4 protein-coding genes are annotated in these 2,776 nt (G+C 69.9%); 2 read left to right on the plus strand and 2 right to left on the minus strand.

All coding sequences use genetic code 11. The features are described from left to right. Positions 1 to 575, plus strand: a 575-nt coding sequence (locus tag ACTQ1S_RS09155) for a helix-turn-helix domain-containing protein (protein ID WP_441547553.1), incomplete at its 5' end; no start/stop codon positions are given. Here ACTQ1S_RS09155 and istB read toward each other — a convergent pair. After that, positions 511 to 1,284 carry an IS21-like element helper ATPase IstB gene (istB, locus tag ACTQ1S_RS09160; RefSeq protein WP_427719878.1) on the minus strand — a complete coding sequence of 258 codons (774 nt, stop codon included), beginning with the start codon at positions 1,282 to 1,284 and terminating at the stop codon, positions 511 to 513. The genes ACTQ1S_RS09155 and istB overlap by 65 nt on opposite strands. Then, entirely contained in the window at positions 1,284 to 2,516 is a 1,233-nt protein-coding gene (istA, locus tag ACTQ1S_RS09165; RefSeq protein WP_441547554.1) for an IS21 family transposase, read from the minus strand. Before istA ends, istB begins: the two co-directional genes overlap by 1 nt. Before the next feature lie 122 nt (positions 2,517 to 2,638). Here istA and ACTQ1S_RS09170 point away from each other — a divergent pair. After that, positions 2,639 to 2,776: transposase (locus ACTQ1S_RS09170; RefSeq protein WP_441547555.1), on the plus strand; the 138-nt coding region annotated here is incomplete at its 3' end.

Raw genomic sequence — 2,776 nt, forward strand, 5'->3', positions numbered from 1 at the left:
GCTCGGCCTGCTACCTGGAGTACGCGCCCTGCAGGGTGCGCTGCCCGGAGCACGGCGTGCGCACCGAGGCCGTCCCCTGGGCGCGGCACGGGGCGCGCTTCACGCGCGACTTCGAGGACTGGGTGGCGTGGCTGGCGGTCCGCTGCACCGCCTCGGCGGTCTCCGAGCTCGCCCGCGTCGAGTGGCACAGCGTGGGCGGCGTGTGCAGGCGCGTCTACGCCGAGCTGGAGGCCGCGCGCGGCGCCTCGAGGTTCGACGGCGTGCGCCGCATCGGCATCGACGAGACGTCGTACAAGAAGGGCCACAAGTACGTCACGGTGGTCGTCGACCACGACCGCGGCTGCCTCATCTGGGCGCACGAGGGCACCGGCAAGGACGTGCTCAACCTGTTCCTCGACGAGCTCACGCGTGTTAGCGTCAATCTATTTTTCACCAGTTTCGCTAAACAGGCGCGCCGTTCGCGCAAAGGCGGTTTCACCGGTTGCGCTAACGTATTTTCACCGATTCCGGTCACGGCTCGACGGGGCCGTCCCTCGGCAGGTCCTTCAGCCTGTAGGACCTGCCCGTTATCTTGACCAGGTGGCAGTGGTGGCACACCCTGTCCGCGATCGCGCTCGCCGCCACGTCGTCCCCGAACACCCTGCCCCAGCCGCTGATCCCCACGTTGGTGGTGATGATCGTCGAGCGCTGCTCGTAGCGCGTCGATATCAGCTGGAACAGCAGGTCCGCGCCCGCGCTGCCGACGTCGAGGTAGCCGAGCTCGTCGATGATCAGCAGCCTCGAGTGGGCGTAGTACCTGAGCCTCTTCTTGAGGATGCCGCGCGACGAGGCGTCCTCCAGGTCCTCGACGAGCCGGGCGCAGTCCACGAACCTGACCTCGCGCCCCGCCCTGACCGCCTCGATGCCCAGCGCGACGGCGAGGTGCGTCTTGCCCACGCCGGGGCTCCCCACGAACAGGACGTTCTCGGCCCGCTCGACGAACCTCAGGGTCGCGAGCTCCTCGATCTCGGCGCGCGGGACCGACGGCTGGAAGTCCCAGTCGAAGTCCGCCAGCCCCTTGACGTAGGGGAACCCCGACGACCGTATGCGCTGGCTGGTGATCCTGACCTCCCGGGCGGCGACCTCGACGCGCGTCATCTCCTCGAGGGCGGAGGCGAAGCCCCGCTCGCCCGCGGCGACCATCCTCACGTAGTCGGGCAGGGACGCCGCCATCTCGTGCAGCCCGAGCGCGGAGAGGTTCGCCTGCGCCCTGATCGAGGGGCTGCCCTCCGCGACGGCGCCCATCACGCCCCTCCGAGCGAGTCGAGCAGCGCGAGGTTGGCGCGCGCGGCCTCGGCGATGTCCGCGTCGGCCAGGCCCCGCTTCCCCTCGAGGGCCTGCCCGTAGTGGTCGGGGTCGTAGTTGATGGGCCTCGACGGCCCGGACGCGGCGTCGTGGACGGCGACCTCCTCGCCGGCCATCCTCACCACGACCTGGCCGCCGGGCATCGCCACGACGCTCACGCGCCGGCCGATGCAGCGCCTGGGCACGGACCACTCCCTGCCGGCGGCCCTGACGAGCATGGTCGGCGGGACGGTCTGGACGCTCACGTCGCCCACCATCGACTCGAGGAGACGGAGGTTCCCGATGGGCCGCAGGCACTCCTTCTCCCGCATGAACAGCACGTCGGGCGGCAGGCCGGTGGTGCGGTTCGGCTCCGAGTTGGCTTGGGCCTCGACCCGGGCCACCGCCTCGGCGAGGCCGCTCCACCCGGTGAACTCGCCGCCGTAGGCGAGCAGGCGGTTCAGGAAGCGGTTGGCCGACTCGTCCTTGCCCTTGGTCTGCGGCGAGCGCGGCGCGCAGAGCCTGAGCTCGAAGCCGGCCTCCCGCGCGAACCGCCACGCCCTCTCCTGCCTGGTCCTCCTGCGGCCAGAGACGGTCACCAGGCACGACATGTTGTCCGTGATGCACTCCTCCGGGACGCCGCCGAGGCGGGTGAAGGTGGCGAGCAGGCAGGACAGCAGGTCGTCGAGCGTGCGGCTCCTGACCGGTATGAAGCGGTGCTTCCGGGAGTAGCCGAGCGTCGCGGTGAACACGCTGAAATCGAAGACCTCGCCCTCCGAGTCGACGAGCCTCATGCCCTCCTTCCAGTCGAACTGCAGCTGCCTGCCCGGGGGCGTCTCGAACCGCGGGTGCGGCTCGCGGCCGCCCGCGCCCCCGAAGGGCACGTCGCGGGCCCGGCACCAGGCGGTGAAGGCGCCGTACCCGGGCAGCCCCTCCCCGCGGCCCTCGCGCAGGAACGCGTAGACGGCCATCTTGGTCATCCCGGGCAGCTGGGCCTTCGCGCGGATCACCTCCTCGAGCGGGTCGAAGGCGCTGCCCCTCGCGGACCTCCCGTCGGCGGCGGACTCGCCCTCCCGCCAGTACTTGGCGACCGTGTGCCGGTCCATGCCGTGCCTCCTCGCGATCTCGCTGAAGTTCGGCTTCGCGCCGGACCCCCTGTAGACGTTCAGCTCTCCCATTACGTTTCGCTCCATATCCCGCTCCTCCCGGGTCGGATACCCGATCGGAGCATAGTTCCGTTAGCGCAGTTGGTGAAAGTGCGTTAGCGGGGCCGGCGAAAGCGCGTTAGCGCATTCGGCGAGATGCGTTTGCGAAAGTGGTCAATTTTAGATTAGCGCTAACAACGCGCGAGCAGAGGCGCGCCATAGAGGTGGTGACCGCCGACGGCGCGAGGTGGATAAGGCAGCTGGTCAAGCGCCGCTGCCCCAACGCGAGGTGGGTCATGGACCCCTTC

This window comes from Collinsella sp. LCP21S3_D3, from assembly GCF_052118305.1.
In the GTDB taxonomy this organism is placed as follows: Bacteria; Actinomycetota; Coriobacteriia; order Coriobacteriales; family Coriobacteriaceae; genus Collinsella.